The following is a 16,568-nucleotide window of genomic DNA, read 5'->3' on the forward strand; positions in this document are numbered from 1 at the left end:
TACGCGACCTGCGGCAGCAGCGTTCCCGCCACCGCCGACACCACCAAACAGGAGATATATCTCCCGTAGGGGATTTTCACCTCGATACCTTTCCGTACGGCGGGCCGCAACCCACCGCACGGAATGCTCCGCAGGTGAAAAGCGGCACGCCGAATAAGCCCGCCGGGGAATTCCGACGTGCCTGAAACAGTGCCGCTCATCTGCACGCGAGCAGGGATCGGACCTCCTCGCGAGCGCGGCAGCGGATTATGGATCAGGGGGCTGACCCTTCGTCAAGCGTGCGGACATACAGGGGCAATGGAGCACTGATTTGCCGTCAGTTCGTCCCTTTCTTCCCGTCGTTCGCGCGCGCGTTCCTCGGTGGTGTATAACCGCGGCCTGGTTCCACGTGAAACCGCTTTCCGCGCGGGATCGGGAACTTCGGAATCCCGGAGTTCCCGGTCGGCCTGCGCGGCGGCGGACGGAGAGACGGCAGGCGCTGATCCGAGGGGGGTTGGCCTGCCGCCCATCGGAGTGCGGTCACGGCGGACGTCCGCGGCCGCACGCCGGTGGGGCAACTCCGCGTGGGCGTCGATCACTTGCGTACGAGGGATGGGGCATGAGTCCGAGAAGAGCCCGCGCACCGCGGGCGGGCACGGCACGACGCACGGTCTGGCTGGCGACGGGAGCCGTCGTTCTCGCGGGCGGCGGGGTGACGGCCGTGGCCGTCACCGGCTCCTTCGGGGACGCGGACACGCGCGACGGCGGGCGCCCGGCGACGGCGCACGTGCTGTCGCTGGACGGCAAGGACCCGAAGCAGCGCACGCTGCCGCGTACGGACACGCAGATGTTCTCGCTGGTGGGCGTCTCCTGGGAGGACAGCGCCGACGCCTTCGAGGGCACGGCCCAGATCCGTACCCGCAGTGCGGACGCGGGCACCTGGTCGGACTGGCGCGACCTCGAGTTCGGGATCCAGGCGCCGGAGTCCGCCGAGGGCGACACGTCCGGCGTGCGCGGCGCGTCCGAGCCGCTGTGGGTGGGGCCCTCGGACGCCGTCGAGGCGCGGGTCCTGGCCGGCGGCGAGGAGACCGCGGTCCCGAAGGCCCTGCGAATCGACATGATCGACCCGGGCACGACGGACTTCGAGAGCGTCAAGGGCGGCAAGGGGCAGGGGGCGACGAAGCCCGAGCGGTCGAAGTCACCCGGCAAGCCGGCGGCGGAGCCGTCGGAACCGGTCGCGTCCACCGCGCCCTCGGAGAGCACCGGCAGCGAGCCGACGGACCAAGCGCCCTCCGCCGCGCCGTCCGAGACGCCCGCCGAGTCGAGCGACGCCCCGGCCGAGCCCGCGCCGTCCGTCAGCGAGGAGCCCACCGCTCCCGCCGAGCCCGCGCCGAGCGAGACGTCCGCCGAGCCGTCGGAGCCCGCGCCGTCGCAGGAGCCGACGGTGGCGCCGTCCACGAGCGAGCCGTCGTCCGAGCCGCCGGCCGAGTCCTCGGCCCCCGCGGAGCCGACGGCCTCACCGTCGGAGCCGGCGCCCTCCACCGGCCCGACGGACACCTCGACCGCCGACCCGAGCGGCACCCCGGCTCCGTCCGAGAGCACGCCCGCGCCGACCGCGCCCGCGATCGTGAGCCGGGCCGAGTGGGGCGCGGACGAGTCGCTCGTCCAGGACCCGCCGACGTACCTCAGCAAGGTCGACGCGGTGTTCGTGCACCACACGGCCGGTACGAACGACTACGACTGCTCCGAGTCGCCCGCCATCATCCGCGCGATCCTCACGTACCACGTGAAGACCAACGGCTGGAACGACGTCGGCTACAACTTCTTCGTCGACAAGTGCGGCACGGTCTTCGAGGGCCGTGCGGGCGGCGTGGACAAGCCCGTCCAGGGCGCCCACACCTACGGCTTCAACGGCTACTCGTCCGGTGTCTCCGTCCTCGGCGACTACGAGAACGGCGGTACGCCGACGGCCGCGGCCCAGCAGGCCGTCGCCGACATCTCCGCGTGGAAGCTCGGACTGCACGGCGTCGACCCCGAGGCCAAGGTGACGCTCACCGCGGCCGCCGACACCGGCGTGTGGAAGAAGGGCGACAAGGCCACGCTGTACACGATCTCCGGACACCGTGACGGCTACGCCACCCTGTGCCCGGGCAGGACCCTGTACTCCGCGCTGCCGGCGATCCGCACGGCGGCGGGCGCGTCCCCGTACGCCGCGGGCTGAACCGACAGGTGGGGCGGCGGCCGGCGTCCTGACGGGGCGCAGGCCGCCGTCGTCGTTCCGGGAGCGCCCGGGGCGCAGGCCGCCGCCGTCGTTCCGGGACGTCCAGGGGCGCGGTCAGGACGGGGCGCTGTTCAGGACCGGGACATCGGTCAAGCCTGGGAGCGCGCTCTGCGGGACAACGCCGCGCGCAGCACCCGCCGGCCCTCGGTGGCCACGTCCATGGCACGGCGCAGCCCGGCGGTGCCCTCGGTCGCCAGGAGGATCTCCAGGATCTGGATCTGGCGCCGCTCCTCCCCCGCGACGAGGGGCCCGTCGGCGCCGTCGGTCGGGTCGAGCTCCTGGTGGACCTCGAGCGCCAGGGCGGAGCACGCCGTCGCCCACTCGGCGAGCCGTTCGGCCACCCACTCGGAGGGCGCGGCGCCGATCATCTGCCGCACGGGTGCGGCCGCCTCGTCCGCGGCGGGGACGGCGTCGAGGGCGGCCCTGGCGGTGGCGAGGCGATCGGCCCAGCCGTCCTCGCCCGCGGCGATGCCGGACCACAGCGGTCGGAGCACGTCCAGCTCGTCGACGAGCAGCGGCAGGCAGCGGTCCAGGCAGGCGAGCCCGCTCGCGGCGAGAGCGCGTTCATCCGCCTCCGCGATCAGTTCCGTGAGGCTCTTGGACGTCATACGGACGCCTCCCATCGGCGACGAAGTCACTGCTCTTACTGCGCCCGATGGCTCGAATGCGTCACTCTGTGGCTGAAGTCCAATACTCAACGAATTTTCCGGTGCCCGTCGGCGCCCGTGTTCAGCCCAGTTTCCGCGCCAGCTCCGTGAAGGACTGCCAGTCCCGCGCGGGCTCCCGCGGGTCCCACAGTTTCTGGGCGGTGGCCTGGAGCGGCCGGCGGATGCCCGCCGCCACCTGGTCCTGCGTCTGGGAGCCGGCGAGGTCGCACCAGACGGCGAAGCGGCCGCCGAGGATCTGCGACGAGTACCGCTGCGGCACCGGCTGGCTGCCGCGCAGCACCAGCGGCGTCCACTCCTCGTAGATCCGGCGGCCGGTCGGGTACGTGAACTGGTTCGGCTCGCCGAGCACGTAGTAGAGGTACTCGTCGTTGAGGTTCACCAGCTTGCGGCCCTCGGCCAGGTACGCGGCCGGCGGGCGGGCCCCGATCTCCCTGCCCGTCCAGTACTCGACCTCGATGTTCTTGTCGGCGCTCACCACTCCCCCGGTGAAGAACCCGTCGTTCCACGCCTTGGGCTGCTTCTTCCGCTCGCGCACCACGGCAGCGCGGTCGTTCAGCCAGCCCTCGGCCAGGTCCTGGACGCCGGCGCCGGGGCCGTACTTCTCGCGGGCGGCCGTCGCCAGCTGCGGATAGGAGGCGGCCGGGTCCCTGACGGTCAGCGCCTGGTACTCGTCGGCGCCGACGTGGAACCACGCGCCGCCGAAGAGCGCGGTGTACTCCCGCAGCAGGTCGTCGACGATCTTCGCGGACGCGGGGTTCGAGATGTCGATCGCGCCCTGCCGGGGCACTCCCTGCACGTTGCGCAGCTGGAGCTGCGGATGGGCGCGCAGCACGGCGCCCAGGTGTCCGGGCGAGTCGATCTCCCCGAAGACGGTGATGTGGAGCCGGGCGGCCAGCGCCAGGATGCGGCGGACCTCGGCCTTGGTCAGATGCGGGTCGGAGACGATCTCGGGGTGCGAGTCGGACTGGATGCGGAACGCCTGGTCGTCGGAGAAGTGCAGCCCGAGCTGGTTCAGCTTGAGGTCGGCCATCTCGCGCAGCCGGTCCTCTATCCATCCGGCGGTGAAGTGCTTGCGGGCGATGTCCAGGTTCAGTCCGCGTTGGGGGCGGTCGGGCCGGTCGCGTACGACGCCTTCGGGCATCGCGCCGCCGGAGCGCACGGCCTGCTTGAGGGTGCGGGTCCCGTAGAAGACTCCGGACTCGTCGGGGCCGGTGATGCGGACGCGTCCGCCGCGGGTGGTCATCGTGTACGACTCGGGGGCGCCGCTTCCCGTGAGCGCCAGTTCCACGTCGCCGGTGCGGGCCGCGTTCGTGCCCCGGAATCCGAGCTTCAGCTCCTGGGCCATGAGGCGGCCCTCGTCGGCCAGCTCCTCGCTGCCCTTGGCGACGACGACGGCGCTGTCCGCCGTGCGGCTCCAGCCGGGGCCGCGGGCGGCCTGGTGGTCGCGTACGGAGGGGATGGTGGCGGGCGGTCTCGACAGGGCGTAGCTGCGGGTGGGGCTCGGAGTGGGGGACGGAGTGCCGGGGGCGGCCAGGTCCGGGGAGGCGGGCGACGCCGCCGGCCCGTCACCGGAGCAGCCGGTCACGTTGCCCGAGAGGACGGCGACGGCGGCGACGGCCACCGCGGTGACCTTCCTCGTTCGCGAACACCTCATCATGCCCAAACCTCCTGAAAGCGGATGAACCCGATCGAACTACACCGGCCATCCCCTCCAGCCTCCACCCACGGCGTCCATCACATGACCCCAAACTCTCCCGTCCGGGTGAAATTTGCGCATCCGTCGTACAACTCCCGACCCTCGTGGATAGCGTTACGACTCATCCTTCCCTCCCTTTCCAGCTGTCCCGCTGGCTTTTCGAGGAGTCCCCGCTGTCCAGCGAGTCCCACGCCGGCACCCCTGAGCGACCGCCGACACTCCGCTCCACCCGGCGGAGCGCTCTCGCCCCCTCGCCCATACCGCCCCGGCACGGCACGCCGACCGGCCTCGGACACTTCAACGGCGCGCCGGCCGAGGCCGCCGAAGCCCTCCTGCTGACCTGCTGCGGAAGCCTCCGCTGGGCACGCCGGGTCGCGGCCCACCGGCCCTACCCCGACCTCGAGGCGCTGCTGGCCGCCTGCGACGAGGCGGGGTACGACCTCGGTCCCTCCGACATGCACGAGGCGCTGTCCCGGGAGTCCTCCGCGGCCCTGCACCTCGGCGCACCCCAGGCAGCGCACACCGCGCTCGCGGCCGCGCACGCCGCCTACGAGAGCCGATTCGGACACGCGTTCGTCATCTGCCTCGACGCGTACGGCCCGGACGAGCACCTCGATCGGCTGCTCACCGGTATCCACAGCCGGCTCTCCCACGAACCTGACGAAGAACGGTCCGTTTCCGCCGACGAACTCCGGGCCCTCGCGCGCTCCCGTGTGGCCCGGGCCATGGCCGGGCGTCCGTAGTCCGACCTCGGCCGTCCGATAGACGGCACGTCTAGCCCGTCCGGGCCTTTTGGCTGCCTGTTTGATCACACCTGTGGACCCCGCGCGAACGAACCGACAACACGTCGCTACGATGGCCGGGGCCGGTGGACCGTACCCGGCCGGGCCAGACCGACACCCGCTGTACTTGATTCGAGTAGAAGATGGCGGCAGGCCCCAATCCCCGCTCCCGGAGGGTTCTTCCGTGCCGGCTGGAACGCTGTACCGCGGCCGGGAAGGAATGTGGTCCTGGGTGGCTCACCGAGTCACCGGCGTCCTCATCTTCTTCTTCCTGTTCGTACACGTGCTGGACACCGCGCTCGTCCGCGTCTCCCCCGAGGCGTACGACGAGGTCGTCGCCACCTACAAGACGCCGATCGTCGCGCTGCTCGAATACGGCCTCGTCGCCGCGATTCTCTTCCACGCGCTCAACGGCCTGCGTGTCATCGCCGTGGACTTCTGGTCCAAGGGCCCGCGCTACCAGAAGCAGATGCTCTGGACCGTGATGGCCGTCTGGATTGTGCTGATGGCTGGAGCGCTGTACCCGGTGCTCGGCCATGCCGCTCGTGAACTGTTCGGGAGCTGAGGCGAGAGATGTCCACTGAGGTTTCCTCCTCGATCGGCGAGGTCGAGGGCGGGCGGGTCTACGACGTCGACAACCCGGCCCCGTACATCGAGGCGCCGCGCAAGCGCACCAAGAAGACCCCGAAGTCGACCCGGGGCAACTTCGAGATGGCCGCATGGCTCTTCATGCGCCTCTCGGGCGTCGTCCTCGTCGTCCTGGTCATCGGCCACCTGCTGATCCAGCTGGTGCTCGACGGCGGCGTCTCCAAGATCGGTTTCGCCTTCGTGGCCGGCCGCTGGGCGTCCCCGTTCTGGCAGACCTGGGACCTGCTGATGCTGTGGCTTGCCATGCTGCACGGCGCCAACGGCCTCCGCACCGTCATCAACGACTACGCGGAGCGCGCGAACACGCGTCTGTGGCTCAAGGGCCTGCTGTACACCGCCACGGTGTTCACCATCCTTCTGGGCACGCTGGTGATCTTCACCTTCGACCCGAACATCCGCTAGGCACGGGGCTGAGGTAATCCACTCATGAAGATCCACAAGTACGACACCGTCATCGTCGGCGCCGGCGGCGCCGGCATGCGCGCCGCCATCGAGGCGACGAAGCGCAGCCGCACCGCCGTGCTGACGAAGCTCTACCCGACCCGGTCCCACACGGGCGCCGCGCAGGGCGGCATGGCCGCCGCGTTGGCGAACGTGGAGGAGGACAACTGGGAGTGGCACACCTTCGACACGGTCAAGGGCGGTGACTACCTGGTCGACCAGGACGCCGCCGAGATCCTGGCGAAGGAGGCCATCGACGCCGTCCTCGACCTGGAGAAGATGGGCCTGCCGTTCAACCGGACCCCGAACGGCACCATCGACCAGCGCCGCTTCGGCGGCCACTCCCGCAACCACGGCGAGGCCCCGGTCCGCCGGTCCTGCTACGCCGCGGACCGCACCGGCCACATGATCCTCCAGACGCTGTACCAGAACTGCGTCAAGGAGGGCGTGGAGTTCTTCAACGAGTTCTACGTCCTGGACCAGCTGATCACCGAGGTCGACGGCGTCAAGACGTCCGCCGGTGTGGTCGCCTACGAGCTGGCCACCGGCGAGATCCACGTCTTCCAGGCGAAGGCCGTCATCTACGCCTCCGGCGGCACCGGCAAGTTCTTCAAGGTGACCTCCAACGCGCACACCCTGACCGGTGACGGCCAGGCGGCCTGCTACCGGCGCGGCCTGCCGCTGGAGGACATGGAGTTCTTCCAGTTCCACCCGACGGGCATCTGGCGCATGGGCATCCTGCTGACGGAGGGCGCCCGCGGTGAGGGCGGCATCCTCCGCAACAAGGACGGCGAGCGCTTCATGGAGAAGTACGCGCCGGTCATGAAGGACCTCGCGTCCCGTGACGTCGTCTCGCGCTCCATCTACACGGAGATCCGTGAGGGCCGCGGCTGCGGCCCCGAGGGCGACCACGTCTTCCTGGACCTGACCCACCTGCCGCCGGAGCAGCTGGACGCCAAGCTGCCGGACATCACCGAGTTCGCGCGCACGTACCTCGGCATCGAGCCCTACACGGACCCGATCCCGATCCAGCCGACCGCGCACTACGCCATGGGCGGCATCCCGACCAACGTCGAGGGTGAGGTCCTCAGCGACAACACCACCGTCGTCCCCGGTCTGTACGCCGCCGGCGAGGTCGCCTGCGTGTCGGTGCACGGCGCCAACCGCCTGGGCACCAACTCGCTGCTGGACATCAACGTCTTCGGCAAGCGGGCCGGTATCGCCGCCGCCGAGTACTCCGCGAAGGCCGACTACGTCGACCTGCCCGAGAACCCGGCGTCGTTCGTCCAGGAGCAGGTCGAGCGCCTGCGCAACTCCACCGGCTCGGAGCGCGTCTCGGTTCTGCGCAAGGAGCTCCAGGAGACGATGGACGCCAACGTGATGGTGTTCCGCACCGAGCAGACGATCAAGACCGCGGTCGAGAAGATCGCCGAGCTGCGCGAGCGGTACCAGAACGTGTCCATCCAGGACAAGGGCAAGCGGTTCAACACGGACCTGCTGGAGGCCATCGAGCTCGGCAACCTGCTCGACCTGGCCGAGGTCATGGCCGTCTCCGCCCTGGCCCGCAAGGAGTCCCGCGGTGGTCACTACCGCGAGGACTTCCCGAATCGCGACGACGTCAACTTCATGCGCCACACCATGGCGTACCGCGAGGTGGGCGACGACGGCTCCGAGACCGTCCGTCTCGACTACAAGCCGGTCGTCCAGACCCGCTACCAGCCGATGGAGCGTAAGTACTGATGGCTACCCCCGTCATGGACAAGGCCGAGGCGGAGGCCAAGGCCGCCTCTCCGTACATCACGGTCACCTTCCGGATCCGCCGCTTCAACCCCGAGCTCTCGGACGCGGCGGTCTGGGAGGACTTCCAGATCGAGATCGACCCGAAGGAGCGCGTGCTCGACGGTCTCCACAAGATCAAGTGGGACGTCGACGGCTCGCTCACCTTCCGCCGCTCGTGCGCGCACGGCATCTGCGGCTCCGACGCGATGCGGATCAACGGCAAGAACAGGCTCGCCTGCAAGACGCTGATCAAGGACATCAACCCGGAGAAGCCCATCACGATCGAGGCCATAAAGGGCCTGACGGTCCTCAAGGACCTGGTCGTGGACATGGAGCCGTTCTTCCAGGCGTACCGCGACGTGATGCCGTTCCTGGTCACCAAGGGCAACGAGCCGACGCGTGAGCGTCTGCAGTCCGCCGAGGACCGCGAGCGCTTCGACGACACCACCAAGTGCATCCTGTGCGCCGCATGCACGTCCTCGTGCCCGGTGTTCTGGAACGACGGCCAGTACTTCGGCCCCGCGGCGATCGTCAACGCGCACCGCTTCATCTTCGACTCGCGTGACGAGGCTGGCGAGCAGCGCCTCGAGATCCTCAACGACAAGGACGGCGTGTGGCGTTGCCGCACCACGTTCAACTGCACGGACGCCTGCCCTCGTGGTATCGAGGTCACCAAGGCGATCCAGGAAGTGAAGCGCGCGCTGATCACGCGCCGCTTCTGATACGGCAGATGCCACAGAACTTCGTGTGACGTGGCGTCAAGGGCCTCGACTCCCGCCCGTGGAGTCGAGGCCCTTGCCCGTATCGCCGTACGGGCTTCACCGACCGGGGGCGGACCTGGCAGGATCGGGGGACGTCTGACGTGACGCAGCAGGAAAGCGGGGACGAGATGACCGAGCCCAATCCGTACAGGGACGGGGAGCCCGAGTACCAGTGGGGGCCGACACAGCCGCCGGGGACGCCGGCCTACGGCTACCCGAACGCGGCGCCGGGCTACGGCTACCCCCAGGACCCGCCTCCCTCGTACGCCCAGACGCAGCCCGCCGGTGTGCCGGTGCCGGTGACGGGCGGCGCGCCCGTCCCGACGGGTGGTCAGCCGCTGGTGTCGATCGGTGACATCACCGTCATGGGCGACTCGATCGTGACCCCCGCCGGGTCGATGCCGCTGCGCGGCGCGGTGTGGAACGCGACGGACATGTCCCGCACCGAGGAGAAGATCCCGACGCACGCGATCGTGCTCGCCATCGTCTTCTTCATCTTCTGCCTGCTGGGCCTGCTCTTCCTGCTGATGAAGGAGAAGCAGACGACCGGCTTCATCCAGGTCACCGTCACCAGCAACGGCAAGCACCACTCGACGATGATCCCGGCGCGGGGCCCGGAGACCTTCCAGCAGGTGATGGGGCAGATCAACTACGCGCGCTCGCTGAGCAGCATGTAACCCCGCACGCGGGCGCAGGGCCGGGGACATCGGGCACCGGCCCGCTCCGTCGTGGCGAGGAGGGCGTGTGAGGCCGTCGGCCTCACACGCCTTCGTCATGCGTGACACGGCCGGGTGCGGGAACGGCGCTCCCGCCGTCCAGGAAGCCGGTCAGCAGGGCGGTGATCTCGGAGGGCCGCTCCAGGGCGGGCAGATGGCCGGCCCAGGGCAGTTCGATGTGGCGGGCGCTCGGCATCAGGGTCGGCATCAGGGCCGCCATCCGCCGGAAGTCGGGCAGGTCGTGGGCTCCGGAGACGGCGAGCACGGGAACCTCGATCCGCGACAGGTCCGGCGGCTGGGCCGCGGGCGTGCCGGAGAGCACGTACGCGGCGCCCTCCTTCTCCACGGCCTCCTCCGCCGCGGACTGCACCTCGAACGCGTGCAGCTGCATACGGTGCACGGCCTCCCTGGCTGCCTGGCCGGCTTCGGGGCCCAGCCAGGTGGACACGTTCCAGGCGGCCGCGCCGTCGAGGTCGCCCGCCTCGAGCAGCTTGTTCTCCCAGTGGTCGAACGCGGCGAGCTCGTGGCTCTCGTCCGTGTGTCCGGGCAGGCCGGCGCAGAGCAGCGCCAGGGCGGTGACGCGCTGCGGGCTGTGCGCGGCGGCCAGCAGCGCCGTACGGCCGCCGAACGACGAACCGACCAGGGCCGCGCGTTCGATGCCGAGGGCGTCCATGAGGCCGAGAACGTCCCCGGCGTCCGTGTAGGGGTGTTCGGCCACGGGCGTCTCGCCGTAGCCCCGGAAGTCGCAGCGCACGACGCGATGGCCCGCCTCGACGAGGGCGGGGAACTGGGCGTCCCACATCCGCCGGTCGCAGACGCTGGAGTGCAGCAGGACGACCGCGGGGCCCTCGCCGGCCACTTCGTGAGTGAGAGTCATCCGGCCGAGGTTAGATCCCTCCGGTCCCCGACGCCTTCCGTTTTCCCGGTCGCGGCCGACGTCCGGATCAGGCGCGCTTGAACATGTTCAAAAGGAGGTCTACAGTCATGTCCACAGTCTTTTGAACGTGTTCAAGGGAGGGTGGGGAATGGACCTCACTGTTGTCGCGTACGTCTCGTACCTGCTGATCAGCGTGGCGCTCACCGTCTGGGTGGCCCGCACCCTCAGCCGGAACGGCAGGGTTTTCCTCGCCGACGTGCTCAAGGGGAACGAGAAGCTCGCCGACGCCGTCAACCACCTGCTGGTGGTCGGCTTCTACCTCGTGAACCTGGGCTTCGTCGCCCTCTATCTGCGGTCGTCCGAGGCGGTCACCGACGCACGCGGCCTCCTCGAGACCCTGTCGGTCAAGATCGGCGTTGTGCTGCTCGTCCTCGGCGTGATGCACCTCGGCAACGTCTACGTGCTCAACAGGATCCGCCGGCGCGGTGTCATGGAGCGCGAGCAGACGCCGCCGGTCGGACCGCAGGGCTGGACCCGGCAGTCCTCGGCCGACCCGTGGAGGGGTCCGGCCGCCGGTCCCGCCGGGGCGTGACGGCGGTGGCCACCCCGGTCCACGCACTGACCGTCCTCTACGACGCGAACTGCCCCCTCTGCGTCCACCTGCGCGGCTGGCTGCTGCGGCAGCGGCAGCTCGTCCCGCTGCGTGCCGTCCCCGCCGGATCGGTGGAGGCCCAGCGCAGGTATCCGGAGCTCGATCACGCCCGGACGCTGCGGGAGATCACCGTGATCGGGGACAGAGGCCAGATCTACACCGGCCAGGCCGCCTGGGTGGTCCTGCTGTGGGCGCTGGCCGAGTACCGGTCCAGGGCCCACTGGCTGGCCACCCCCGCGGGGGCGCCGTTCGTGCGTGTCACCATGCTGGCCGCGGCCAAGTACCGCGAGGCCGTGGGCCGTCCCGGCACCACGCCCTGCGACGAGCAGTGCGCCGTCCCCCATTAGGCTCGGACACCGTGACTGATCCGAAGGACCCCACCGAGGCCAAGGCTCCCAAGAGCGAACAGACCCGCACGCTGATCCTGGAGACGGCGCTCCGCCTCTTCCAGGAACGTGGCTACGACAAGACCACGATGCGGGCCATCGCCAAGGAGGCCGGCGTCTCGGTGGGGAACGCGTACTACTACTTCGGCTCCAAGGAACACCTCGTCCAGGGCTTCTACGACCGGATCGCCGCCGAGCACAGGGCAGCGGTCCGGCCCGTGCTGGACAAGGAGACCGACCTCGAGGCGCGGATGGCCGGGGTGCTGACCGCCTGGCTGGACATCGCGGAGCCCTACCACGAGTTCGCGGCCCAGTTCTTCAAGAACGCCGCCGACCCGGAGAGCCCGCTGAGCCCGTTCTCCCCCGAGTCGGAGCACGCCCGCGAGGAGGCCATCGCGGTGCACCGCGAGGTGCTGGCCGGGTCCAGGTCCAAGGTCCCGGAGGAACTGCGCGAGATCCTCCCGGAGTTGATGTGGCTCTCCCAGATGGGTCTGGTCCTGTACTGGGTGTTCGACCGCTCCCAGAACAGCGAGCGCAGCCGGCGGCTGGCCGTCCGCGGCGCCCGGCTGACCAGCCGCGGAGTGGCGCTCGCCCGGTTCCGGGTGCTGCGGCCGCTGGTCCGCGAGGTGCACGAGCTGTTCACCGACTTCCTGCCCGGGATGGCGCAGACCGTCGCCGCCCGCAAGGCGCACGGCGACGGCTCGGATTCCGCCTCCGGCTCCCGCGACGCGGGCGGCGAGGACTGAGCGGACACGCCGCCCGGGGTCACAGCCGGTCCGGCTCCGCCGGCCGCCAAACGCCCGCGCCGTCCGACGGGAACGGGACGCCGCTCACGCGGCTGCCCGCGCCCCCGTCACGCCTGGCGTGAGGCGAGCTGCACGACGGTGATGTCGGACGAGGCCCCGACGCGCACCGGCGGGCCCCACGCGCCCGCGCCGCGGGAGACGTACAACTGCGTGTCGCCGTATCGCTCCAGACCCGCGACGGTCGGATTGGCGAGGCCCGCGAGGAGGTTTCCCGGCCAGAGCTGGCCGCCGTGGGTGTGCCCGGAGAGCTGGAGGTCCACGCCCTGCTCGACGGCGTCGTGGATGACGACCGGCTGGTGCGCGAGGAGGACGGCCGCGCGGGAGCGGTCGCGGTCACCGAGCGCCTTGGCGAAGTCGGGGCCCTGGCCCTCGCTCTCGCCCGCGACGTCGTCGACACCGGCCAGGTCGAAACCGCCCGCGATCTCGACGCGCTCGTTGCGCAGCGGCCGCAGGCCCAGCTCGCGTACGTGGTCGACCCACGCGTCCGCGCCCGAGAAGTACTCGTGGTTGCCCGTCACGAAGAACGCGCCGTCACGCGAGCGGAGCCCGGCGAGCGGCTCGGCGGCGGGCCCGAGGTCGGCGACGCTGCCGTCGACGAGGTCGCCCACGACCGCAACGAGGTCGGGCTGGGCGGCGTTGATGGAGTCCACGATGCGCTGCGTGTGGGCGCGGCCCAGAACGGGCCCGAGGTGGATGTCGCTGACGACGGCGATGCGGTAGCCGTGGGCGGCACGCGGCAGCTTGGCGAGCGGAACGGTGACGCGCTTGACGCGGGGGCCGCGCAGCACGCCGTACGTGCCGTATCCCACGGTCCCCAGCGCGGCGGTGGCGGCCGCGCCGCCGACGACCCGCGATACGAACAGCCGCCGCGAGAGCGCCCCGCGGGCCGCGTCGCCGGACGCGGGTGCCGATCCGGGTGCGGATTCGGGTGCGGATTGGGGTGCGGATTCGGGTGCGAGTGCGGATTGGGGTGCGTCCGTACGGGTCTCCTCGGACGCGGCGTCGCCCGTGGCCGGCGGGATGATGGCCGTCGTCGCCACGGCCCCGTCGCCGGACGGTCCCGCGGGCACGGCGGGAACAGCGGCGTCGGCACGGGCACCGACGGGTGCCGGCGAGACGGCGGCCGGGGCCGCGACCGGCCCGTTGCCGGAGCCGGGAGCACCCGTGGCGGCGTCGCCGGGGACCGGTGCGCGGCGGGCGAGGAGACGCCGCAGCACAGGGCGCACCACCTCGCCCGCCACCAGCGCCAGCACCAGGTACAGCAGCGCGGCGAGCCACAGGAAGCCGGGCCAGGCGAGCACCTGCTGCACCGCGAACGGCGCACCCGCGCGGCCCGACGTCAGCGCGCCGAGCGACAGCAGCGGCAGCACCCACAGCACCACCGTCCCGACCCTGCGGGCGGTCCCGCCCGGCGCTGTCGTGTCGCGCACCAGGCGACGCCACACGTACCAATGCACGCCCGCGAGCAGGACGACGACCAGAATGATCACGAGCACCACGACAGCGACCACGAACGCGTTCCCCTACCCCTTTTGTGTGCGCTCACGGCGCAATGCGCGCAGACCGCGCAACCCGATGGTGCCGATGACCGTCCCCAGGACAAAGGACGTGATGGCGAGCAGCAGATGGACCCAGAAGTACCCGGTCGGGTCGCCCGCGTCGTCGAACGCGAGCCCACTGGCGTCCTGCCACAGGTTCTTGACGAAAGTGATCCAGATGAACCAGCTCCATACCCCGAACGCGAGCAGGAACCAGGACACGGGGCGGCTGAGCTTCATGAGTCAAGTATCGCGGGCGTCCGCCGACCGGGCCTCGCGGGGTGCTCTGTCCCGGCGTCACTCCCGGCGGGTCAGCGGTCCGATCTCCATATTTTCAGCAACGCCCTGTACGTTCTCGTCCGTGTCTGCTCTGTCTGCTGCCTTCCAACCGTTCGCGAGAAGGGCGGTGCTCGCCGCCGTGGCCTGCGCGATGCTGCCCGCTCTGACCGCCGCGCCCGCGTCCGGGGCGACGCTCGACGACAAGCCGGTCAGAAAACAGCCCAAGCCGCCGGCCACCATGTCGACGGTCGGCGGGGCCCAACTGGGCAAGCCGGGCACACAGGTCAGACTCGGCGCGGGCGCTCCGGTCCTGCCGAAGGACGTCAGCGGCCGTTCGTGGATCGTCGCGGACGCCGAGAGCGGCGACGTGCTCGCCGCCCACAACGCGCACTGGCGCCTGCCCCCCGCCTCGACGATGAAGATGCTCTTCGCGGACACGGTGCTGCCCAAGCTGTCCAAGGACACCGTCCACAAGGTGACCGCCCAGGACCTCGCGGACGTCGGCGAGGGCAGCAGCCTCGTCGGGGTCAAGGAGGACCACACCTACACGGTCCACGACCTGTGGCTCGGCGTGTTCCTGCGCTCCGGCAACGACGCCGTGCACGTGCTGACGGAGATGAACGGCGGCATGGCCAAGACGGTCCAGGACATGCAGGCGCACGCCGACGAGCTGCAGGCACTCGACACGCGCGTCGTCTCCCCGGACGGCTACGACGCCCCCGGTCAGGTCTCCTCCGCGTACGACCTCACGCTCATCGCGCGCAGCGGCATGCAGAAGAAGGACTTCCGCGAGTACTGCTCCACGGTCCGCGCGTCCTTCCCCGGCGAGCAGAAGGAGGGCGAGGAGCGCGAGTCGTTCGAGATCCAGAACACCAACCGCCTGCTCACCGGGTCGGTCGGGATCGAGCCGTACAAGGGCATCGCGGGCATCAAGAACGGCAACACGACACACGCCGGAGCGACGTTCACGGGTGTCGCCGAACGGGACGGCCGGGTCCTGCTCGTGACGGTCATGAACCCGGAGTCCGAGGAGAGCCAGGCGGTCTACAAGGAGACCGCCCGGCTGTTCGACTGGGGCTTCGCGGCGGCCGGCAAGGTGACCCCGGTGGGTGAGCTCGTGCCGCCGAAGTCGGCCGACACGGATGCGACGGCCGAGCCGGTCAAGGACGGCAAGGGGGCGCCCGTGAAGCCCGTGGCCGCCGCACAGCACGGCTCGGGCGGCATGGGCGTCGCGCTCGGCGTCGTGGGCGGCGTGCTGGTGCTGCTGGCCGCGGGCGCGTTCCTCGTCAAGCGCCGCTGGCCGCTTCCCGAGAGGATGCGCCGCCTCCCGCGCCCGTGACCTCCTCGCCGTCGCCGCTGCTCCGCGTCGCCGTCCAGGCGGCGCAGAACAGCAGCAGTCTGGCGGTGAAGTTGATCCAGAGCAGGAGTGCGACCGGCACGCCGAAGGCGCCGTACATGCTGCGAGTCGCGACGCCCTGCATGTAGCCGCCGAGCAGCATCTTGAGCAGTTCGAAGCCGACCGCGCCGATCAGGGCCGCCACGACCAGCCTGCGGCGCGGCGGCTGCACGCCGGGCAGCAGGGTCAGGACGTAGAGCAGGATCAGGAAGTCGCGAGCACCGCGACCACGAGGACGGCGGTGCGCAGCAGGACGCCGCCGATCCCGCCCTCCGCCAGGTCCAGCCGCTCCGCGCCCCAGCCGACCGCCGTGGAACCGAGCGCGGAGGCGGCGAGCGAGGCCAGACCGATGCCTCCGAGGCCGGCCAGCACGCCCGCGTCCTTGAGCTTGCGCACCAGAGGATTGCCCTCGTCCTGGTCGTCGAGCTCCCACACGGCCCGCAGGCAGTCCCGGATGGAGCCGACCCAGCCGATGCCGGTCAACAGCAGCAGAGCACCGGCGACCGCCCCCACGGTGCCCGCGTTCGCGACGAGGCCGTCGATGTCGACCTGCTCGGAGATGCCCGGCACCTGGTCGGAGATCTTGTCCTTCAGCGTGTCCAGCGCCTCCTGGTCGAGCAGCGCGGCGCCGATCGCGGCGGCCACCGTGATCAGCGGGAAGAGGGCGAGGAAGCTGAGGAACGTGACGGCCGCGGCCAGCCGCGTCCAGTGCACCCGCTCCAGGGTCTCGTAGCTGCGCCAGGCGTGCGTGCGCATCAGGCGGGCGGCGAGCGGGCCGACGACGGGGAGCTTGATCAGCCAGTCCATGCCGTACGCCTACCCGGCGATCGCGCCGCCAGTGCCCGTGCCGCTGTACGCCGGCGAACCGGTGACGCGGCGGCCA

Annotated in this window: 17 protein-coding genes and 1 pseudogene; 11 read left to right on the forward strand and 7 right to left on the reverse strand. The window is 70.8% G+C overall.

What is annotated here, in order from left to right; genetic code table 11:
- Window positions 1–206: hypothetical protein (locus AB0K02_RS31765; RefSeq protein ID WP_365996079.1), on the reverse strand; the 206-nt coding region annotated here is incomplete at its 3' end.
- A gap of 392 nt (window positions 207–598) precedes the next feature.
- Between AB0K02_RS31765 and AB0K02_RS31770 the strand changes: the two genes are divergently transcribed.
- Entirely contained in the window at window positions 599–2,200 is a 1,602-nt protein-coding gene (locus tag AB0K02_RS31770; RefSeq protein ID WP_365996080.1) for an N-acetylmuramoyl-L-alanine amidase, read from the forward strand.
- A 149-nt stretch (window positions 2,201–2,349) separates the two neighbouring features.
- Here AB0K02_RS31770 and AB0K02_RS31775 read toward each other — a convergent pair whose 3' ends face one another.
- The gene (locus tag AB0K02_RS31775; protein ID WP_365996081.1) at window positions 2,350–2,868 is read right to left on the reverse strand and encodes a hypothetical protein; all 519 of its coding nucleotides are present in this window, start codon (window positions 2,866–2,868) and stop codon (window positions 2,350–2,352) included.
- 121 nt (window positions 2,869–2,989) lie between these two features.
- Entirely contained in the window at window positions 2,990–4,585 is a 1,596-nt protein-coding gene (locus tag AB0K02_RS31780; RefSeq protein ID WP_365996082.1) for a glycoside hydrolase family 20 protein, read from the reverse strand.
- A gap of 296 nt (window positions 4,586–4,881) precedes the next feature.
- On the opposite strand from AB0K02_RS31780, the gene AB0K02_RS31785 reads away from it, so the two are divergent.
- The 6 genes from AB0K02_RS31785 to AB0K02_RS31810 all read left to right on the forward strand — a co-directional run bounded on the left by AB0K02_RS31785 (window position 4,882) and on the right by AB0K02_RS31810 (window position 9,712).
- Window positions 4,882–5,367: a 2-oxo-4-hydroxy-4-carboxy-5-ureidoimidazoline decarboxylase gene (locus tag AB0K02_RS31785; RefSeq protein ID WP_365996110.1), complete on the forward strand. Its 486-nt coding sequence runs from the start codon at window positions 4,882–4,884 to the stop codon at window positions 5,365–5,367.
- A 223-nt stretch (window positions 5,368–5,590) separates the two neighbouring features.
- On the forward strand, window positions 5,591–5,971 hold the full coding sequence (sdhC, locus tag AB0K02_RS31790) for a succinate dehydrogenase, cytochrome b556 subunit (RefSeq protein ID WP_307713876.1): 381 nt from the start codon (window positions 5,591–5,593) through the stop codon (window positions 5,969–5,971).
- Between the two features lie 8 nt (window positions 5,972–5,979).
- Window positions 5,980–6,456, forward strand: a complete 477-nt coding sequence (locus AB0K02_RS31795; RefSeq protein WP_365996083.1) for a succinate dehydrogenase hydrophobic membrane anchor subunit — start codon at window positions 5,980–5,982, stop codon at window positions 6,454–6,456.
- 24 nt (window positions 6,457–6,480) lie between these two features.
- Complete coding sequence (gene sdhA, locus AB0K02_RS31800; RefSeq protein WP_365996084.1) at window positions 6,481–8,235, forward strand: succinate dehydrogenase flavoprotein subunit; 1,755 nt, start codon at window positions 6,481–6,483, stop codon at window positions 8,233–8,235.
- The gene (locus AB0K02_RS31805; protein ID WP_365996085.1) at window positions 8,235–8,996 is read left to right on the forward strand and encodes a succinate dehydrogenase iron-sulfur subunit; all 762 of its coding nucleotides are present in this window, start codon (window positions 8,235–8,237) and stop codon (window positions 8,994–8,996) included. The genes sdhA and AB0K02_RS31805 overlap by 1 nt, the downstream gene beginning before the upstream one ends.
- A gap of 167 nt (window positions 8,997–9,163) precedes the next feature.
- Window positions 9,164–9,712: a hypothetical protein gene (locus AB0K02_RS31810; RefSeq protein ID WP_365996111.1), complete on the forward strand. Its 549-nt coding sequence runs from the start codon at window positions 9,164–9,166 to the stop codon at window positions 9,710–9,712.
- A gap of 82 nt (window positions 9,713–9,794) precedes the next feature.
- On the opposite strand, the gene AB0K02_RS31815 is transcribed toward AB0K02_RS31810, so the two are convergent.
- Window positions 9,795–10,628, reverse strand: a complete 834-nt coding sequence (locus tag AB0K02_RS31815; protein WP_365996086.1) for an alpha/beta hydrolase — start codon at window positions 10,626–10,628, stop codon at window positions 9,795–9,797.
- Window positions 10,629–10,776: 148 nt separating this feature from the next.
- Here AB0K02_RS31815 and AB0K02_RS31820 point away from each other — a divergent pair, with 148 nt between their 5' ends.
- Genes AB0K02_RS31820 through AB0K02_RS31830 form a run of 3 tightly spaced genes read left to right on the forward strand, consistent with a single transcriptional unit; the run spans window position 10,777 to window position 12,412 of the window.
- On the forward strand, window positions 10,777–11,220 hold the full coding sequence (locus AB0K02_RS31820; protein ID WP_365996087.1) for a hypothetical protein: 444 nt from the start codon (window positions 10,777–10,779) through the stop codon (window positions 11,218–11,220).
- A gap of 5 nt (window positions 11,221–11,225) precedes the next feature.
- Window positions 11,226–11,627, forward strand: coding sequence for a DCC1-like thiol-disulfide oxidoreductase family protein (locus AB0K02_RS31825; protein ID WP_365996112.1), 402 nt, complete (start codon window positions 11,226–11,228; stop codon window positions 11,625–11,627).
- 11 nt (window positions 11,628–11,638) lie between these two features.
- Window positions 11,639–12,412 carry a TetR family transcriptional regulator gene (locus AB0K02_RS31830; RefSeq protein WP_365996089.1) on the forward strand — a complete coding sequence of 258 codons (774 nt, stop codon included), beginning with the start codon at window positions 11,639–11,641 and terminating at the stop codon, window positions 12,410–12,412.
- A gap of 107 nt (window positions 12,413–12,519) precedes the next feature.
- On the opposite strand, the gene AB0K02_RS31835 is transcribed toward AB0K02_RS31830, so the two are convergent.
- Both AB0K02_RS31835 and AB0K02_RS31840 read right to left on the reverse strand, forming a co-directional pair.
- Window positions 12,520–13,983: a metallophosphoesterase gene (locus AB0K02_RS31835; RefSeq protein ID WP_365996091.1), complete on the reverse strand. Its 1,464-nt coding sequence runs from the start codon at window positions 13,981–13,983 to the stop codon at window positions 12,520–12,522.
- A gap of 12 nt (window positions 13,984–13,995) precedes the next feature.
- Window positions 13,996–14,250 (reverse strand): hypothetical protein, encoded by a 255-nt coding sequence (locus AB0K02_RS31840; RefSeq protein ID WP_365996092.1) that lies wholly within the window; start codon window positions 14,248–14,250, stop codon window positions 13,996–13,998.
- Here AB0K02_RS31840 and AB0K02_RS31845 point away from each other — a divergent pair.
- Window positions 14,189–15,628 (forward strand): D-alanyl-D-alanine carboxypeptidase, encoded by a 1,440-nt coding sequence (locus tag AB0K02_RS31845; RefSeq protein WP_365996093.1) that lies wholly within the window; start codon window positions 14,189–14,191, stop codon window positions 15,626–15,628. The genes AB0K02_RS31840 and AB0K02_RS31845 overlap by 62 nt on opposite strands.
- On the opposite strand, the pseudogene AB0K02_RS31850 reads toward AB0K02_RS31845, so the two are convergent.
- Window positions 15,576–16,492: pseudogene (locus AB0K02_RS31850) on the reverse strand (YihY/virulence factor BrkB family protein). The gene AB0K02_RS31845 and the pseudogene AB0K02_RS31850 sit on opposite strands and share 53 nt — an antisense overlap.
- Window positions 16,493–16,568: the final 76 nt, after the last annotated feature.

This window comes from Streptomyces sp. NPDC049597 (assembly GCF_040675505.1).
Classification (GTDB): Bacteria; Actinomycetota; Actinomycetes; order Streptomycetales; family Streptomycetaceae; genus Streptomyces.